We start from the raw sequence: 5803 nt of genomic DNA on the forward strand, positions 1-5803 counted from the left end.
GCCAGTAAGTTCGGTATCAGTGAATTTCTCGAACGTACCGCCGTCATCTATAATTTGCTGAACGTTTGATATACCAAGACGGCTACCACCGCGTACTGTCGTATTATCGATATTTAGGCCGGCACTCACGCGTTTGGTTTCATCAACTGGATAGCTATAGTTAAGCGTCGCACCATAAGCATCGGTAACATAGTTACTAACGTTTCTATCATCGTATTTGGTCTCACGATAATAGGCACTGATACCTTGTGATACGCCGTTTTCTGTAAAGTACGGGTCGGTATAGCCCAAACTATAAGAGTCACGAGTTTCTGAGCGCGATAATGCTGCTTTAACGCGATCACCAGTTCCCATAAAGTTGTTTTGGGTCAGATCTAGTTGGAACGTAACACCACCACTTTGTGAATAACCGGCGGCAATGGTTGAGCTACCAGATGGTTGCTCTTCAACTGTATAGTGTACATCGACTTGATCTGGCTGGTTTGGCACCGGCTTGACATCGACGTTCACGCTTTTGAAGAATCCTGTACGCATAAGACGCGTACGTGACAGCTGAATTTTATCACTAGAAGCAAGTGACCCTTCTAACTGGCGCATTTCGCGGCGCAGTACTTCATCTTGGGTTTTTAAGTTACCAGTGAAATTGATACGGCGAACATAAATAGGACGCGCAGGATCAATATAATAATCAATATCGACTACTTTGGTCTCATCATTGATACGCGGCACTGGTCTGATTTGCGCTAAATAATAACCTTCATTACCATAACGGCTCTTAAGAGCGGCAGTGGTAGCATCAAGCTTGGCTTGCGAGTACTTTTCTTTAGTATCAAAGGTAACCAGCTCTTTTAGCTCACTGGTTTCAAAAGTTGGCTTACCTAAGAAATTGATTTCGCCAAACTGATATTGCTCGCCTTCACTAAGACTGACTTCGATAAACACACTGCTCTTATCTTCACTGATATTGAGCACCGCATTGTCTACCGAAAAGCGTACATAACCATCATTTAGGTAAAGGGCTTTTAGATTCTCTAAACTTGCCGCCAGCTTCTCTTTTGCATAACGATCAGACTTAGATAATAGACGTGTCCAAGAGGTTTCTTTTACCGCAAAGACTTCTTTAATTTCTTTATCACTAAAGTGTTTATTACCAATAACATTGATATCAACTACCTTGGCAGGCTTACCTTCAATAAAGCGCACGTCAAGTTTGACACGGTTACCATCAAGCAGTGTCTGATCAACTTCAATATTACTATTGTAATAACCTTGGCTGATATATTGCTGTTGTAGCTCGTTTGCAACGCCTTGCAGAGTTGCTTGTTTAAGCACGTCACCAACAGACAAGCCTGCATTACTCAGACCTTGCTCAAGCCCTTCTTTTGGGATGAGCTTGTTACCATCAAAATTAACTTCAGCAATCGTTGGGCGTTCAACGACATCAAAGCGCAGCTTGCCACCTTCGATACGGCTTTGAATATCAGCAAAGTTTTCAGTCGCATATAGCGCCTTGATACTGGCAGCCAGATTTGCATCATTGACCGTATCACCTACCGTAATAGGCAGTACTGGATATAAACTATCAGGCGTTAGGCGTTGTAAACCATTAAAGCCAATATCAGTGACCACAAATTCTGCAGCTTGAACCGGCATACTCATCATTGCTACAACTAACGGCAACCCAGCCGCGCTCATAAATAAAGGCGTACGCATAAACACTATCCGTCAATAAAAAACTTGCTTAAGTTAAGTTGAAAAGCACATGTTGCCTCGCCTCTTTTGCGTCATATTAGCAACAAATAGAAGGTAGACTCAGAACACTTTATATAAAACGCATCATAAAATAAACTAAAAAATAAAATTAGTACAGCAGCAAGGCAATAAAACAAATTGCTGACTATTCAAACAATCAACGCAAGATAAGCGTAGAACCATTAGCCTATCGCCTTGCACTTGCTAAGCAATACTCAAACTCATCAAAACAGCCGGCTGATATCATTACCAATTGCTAACACCATGAAACCTGCCAGCAAGAGTAAGCCAATATTTAAGCCCACCATTTGTACGCCTTCGGAGAGTGGCTTACCACGTACCAACTCAATCAGATAATACACGATATGACCACCATCTAATACCGGAATAGGCAACAGATTCAATACAGCAAGACTTAAACTGATTAATGCCGCGGTAGATAATACCATTTGCCAGCTAATATCAAAACTTTGCTTGGCGACTTTGGCAATGGTAATCGGTCCTGATAAATTCTCCAGTCCGATCATACCTGAAAGCATTTTACCCATTGAGCTGACGGTCATAACAGCCAACTGCTCAGTCTTTTCAAATGACTTGATTAATGACTCAGCTGGACCATAAACCACAGTGGTTTTATATTCATCAGGAATAACAATCTCAGACTGTGCCACCATAGCACCAATTTGTCCATAATCGTTACCTAAATTATCTTTTTTACCTTGCGGCATAATCTGCAACTCAACCTGCTGATCACCACGCAATATGCTAAATGTTAGCAAAGTCTCAGGACTATCACGAATGATACGAGTGGCGCTAATCCAGTCGTTAATGGCTTCATCGTTAATAGCAGTGATGCGATCGCCGACTTTTAGGCCTTGGCGCGTCGCAGCACCATCAGGCGTTAAATCACCGACTATCGGTGCGATATTTGGTTGCCACGGTATCATACCAAAGCTTGATAAGGCATCTTTACCTTGAGTAGCGCCTTGCATAAACTCTTTAACTGGCGCTTGATAGGTCTTGGTTGAACCCTTGTCTACTTCTGATTGCAACGTAACGCTTATATTAGCTGTCTCACCCATGCGCCCAGCAAGGCGATAATTGATACCTTCCCACGTTTGCACATCATGACCATCAATCGCAACGATCTTATCACCAACCGGCAGCTGGGCTATTGCGGCAGGCGTATCCGGCAATACCTGACCAATCTTAGTGGCGAGCTGCTCTGATGGGGTCATAAATAACACCCAAAATAGTACAATCGCAATGACGAAGTTCATGATAGGACCGGCGGCGACAATGGCTATCTTTTTCAGCGGATGCTGGCGATTAAAGGCTAAATGCTGCTCATCTTTTGCTACCTCACCTTCACGCTCATCGAGCATCTTGACATAGCCGCCAAGTGGCAAGGCTGAAATACGATAATCAATACCGCTTTTTTTGCTAGTCCAGCCAAAAAGTTTGGGACCAAAACCGATAGAATACGTGAGTACTTTAACGCCGCAAAGGCGCGCCACGATATAGTGACCCCACTCATGCAAGGCAATAAGAGGACCTAAGACAAATATTGCCGCAAGGAGCGTTAATAGAAACGTCATGATTTTTTCTCAGTAGGTACTCTTAATATCATTATAAAGGCGATAGCATTTGATACGTCTAAGCCAATCTTGCTACCAGCTTCTCAGTGTGCTGACGCGCTATATTATCGATCGCCAAAATCTCATCAATATCGGCCGTCTCAGTTAATAACGGCACTTGTATCTCATTCAATGCTTGCTCATTAATATCAGCAATATCCGTCAGACGAATCCTGTTGTCCAAAAACGCTGATACTGCAATCTCATTCGCCGCATTTAATATGATAGTAGCATGAGTACCGGCTTGCATAGCCTCTCGTGCCAGACGTAAACAAGCAAACTTTTGCAGATCAGGCTCGATAAACTCTAAGCCATTGAGCGCAAATAAGTCTAATGGCTGCGAGCCACTGTCAATACGATCAGGATAACTGAGCGCATGGGCAATTGGTGTTTTCATATCTGGGCTACCAAGCTGCGCCAAAAAGCTGCCATCGCTATATTCTACCATTGAGTGAATGATACTTTGTGGATGAATCACCACATTTATCTTATTTTCAGGCAAATCGAATAAATGACAGGCTTCAATCAGCTCAAGCCCTTTATTCATCATGGTGGCAGAATCAACGGATATCTTTTGTCCCATTGACCAGTTTGGGTGTTTGACCGCTTCAGCGACACTTGCTTGCTGCATCTGCGTAAATGACTGCTGTAAAAACGGTCCACCAGAAGCCGTTAGCCACAGCTTACGCACGCCATGGTTTGGTCGGTGAATTTGGGTATTATCCTGCTGGATGGCAAATGGCAAGCACTGAAAAATAGCGTTATGTTCAGAATCAAGCGGTAACAAGATTGCATGATGGGTTTTGACCGCATTGATCATCACTTGCCCTGCCATCACCAGCGCTTCTTTATTTGCCAGTAAAATACGCTTGCCTGCACGCGCTGCTGCTAAGGTAGAAGGCAGTCCTGCGGCGCCAACGATAGCAGCGACAACAGTATCAGTTTGTGAATCGATAGCAATATCTACCAAACCAGCATCGCCACCAACTACTTCGATATCCAGACCTACCGAACTAAGACGCTTGGCAAAGTCATCAACCGCGGCTGTTGGTACGCAAACCCGCTTAGGGGCGAACTGCTGACAAAGAGCTAGCAGCTTGTCTAAACGATGATACCCAGATAAAGCATAAACGTCATAATACTGTGGTTGTGCCGCCAAGATGGCTAACGTACTGTCGCCAATCGAGCCTGTCGCGCCTAATACGGCGATGCGTTGGGTCATAACCATGGATGCCTATGAATGATACGGTAGTAATACAATGAAAATTAAATGAGCTGTTAAAAACTTGAGAGGCTAATAATAAAAGCGACAGCAAGGGTATGTATAAATAGTTGAAAACGACCCAGTTTTCATAGCTAGAATGAAAACCGAATCAGCCATCAAGCGGATTAAACCACCATCAAACCAAAATGTTGTATCGCCCAAAAACCAAGCGCAAATATCGGCGTGGCAGATAGCAGCGAATCAATTCGATCAAGCACTCCACCATGCCCCGGTAAAATCGTTCCTGAATCTTTAACATTAGCACGGCGTTTAAGCATCGACTCAAACAAATCGCCCAGTACTGATGCCAAAATTGTCAGCGCTGATAAGGCTACAAAGGCGATAAGCGCCGCGCCTGTCAATTGTAACTTAAAGACACTGATAATTACTACGACCAGCAAGCCGGTGATTAAGCCGCCAGCCAGCCCTTCCATACTTTTATTGGGCGAGACATTCGGTGCCATTTTTCGGCGACCAAGCTTGCGCCCAACAAAGTAAGCACCACTATCTGCACACCAGACCAATAAAAATACATACAGTAGCCACCATGCCGATAGTTGCCATAAGTAAAATATAGCGGTAATTGAAGCCGTTAATATCACTACACCCATTAGGGCCAACTGCTTACCATACCAAGTGGTAGATGTTGGGAAAACTCGTACCCAAGACAGCGCCATTAGCCATATAACAACAGAAGCTACCCACCAAAATAGCCAAGTCACTTTGAACATGAGCGACACTAAAGTCAACAGCAACACCAATAGGACAAATACAATCGGCTGACGCCATTTTGGCATCAACTTCGTCCATTCATGGGCAGCAATAATCACCCCAATCGCTAAAAGTGGTGCAAATAATATAGGAGTTTGGCTCGCAAACATTGCAATACCAACGATCATAACGAGAACAATTGCCGTCTTAATTCGTTGCCACATACTTATTGAGCCTTATAATAATGAAGAACATTTGGTCAAATTGGCTGATAAGTGCTTACTATAGACAATGAGGTATCACAGCCAGTTGTGAACTATAATAGCGTATTGATAGTGACGCACGCTATTGTAAGTGACTAAAACTGACAAAAGTCGTCTAATATTATTAACGTAATCTTTAAGATATTTGCTGTGCAGTCGCTACTTGCTCACTGGTT

General features: G+C 43.5%; 4 protein-coding genes. All 4 read right to left on the bottom strand.

The annotated features are described in order from the left end of the window. Positions 1-1713 (bottom strand): outer membrane protein assembly factor BamA (gene bamA / locus VLN09_RS03620; RefSeq protein ID WP_325243829.1); only part of this gene is annotated, 1713 nt, incomplete at its 3' end. A 263-nt stretch (positions 1714-1976) separates the two neighbouring features. After that, complete coding sequence (gene rseP, locus VLN09_RS03625) at positions 1977-3350, bottom strand: RIP metalloprotease RseP (RefSeq protein ID WP_325243830.1); 1374 nt, start codon at positions 3348-3350, stop codon at positions 1977-1979. A 58-nt stretch (positions 3351-3408) separates the two neighbouring features. Next, entirely contained in the window at positions 3409-4617 is a 1209-nt protein-coding gene (gene ispC / locus VLN09_RS03630; RefSeq protein WP_325243831.1) for a 1-deoxy-D-xylulose-5-phosphate reductoisomerase, read from the bottom strand. A 161-nt stretch (positions 4618-4778) separates the two neighbouring features. Then, a complete protein-coding gene (locus tag VLN09_RS03635) occupies positions 4779-5588 on the bottom strand; it encodes a phosphatidate cytidylyltransferase (protein WP_325243832.1) in 810 nt (269 codons plus the stop codon). Positions 5589-5803 lie beyond the last annotated feature (215 nt).

This window comes from Psychrobacter sp., from assembly GCF_035469765.1.
Lineage (GTDB): Bacteria > Pseudomonadota > Gammaproteobacteria > Pseudomonadales > Moraxellaceae > Psychrobacter.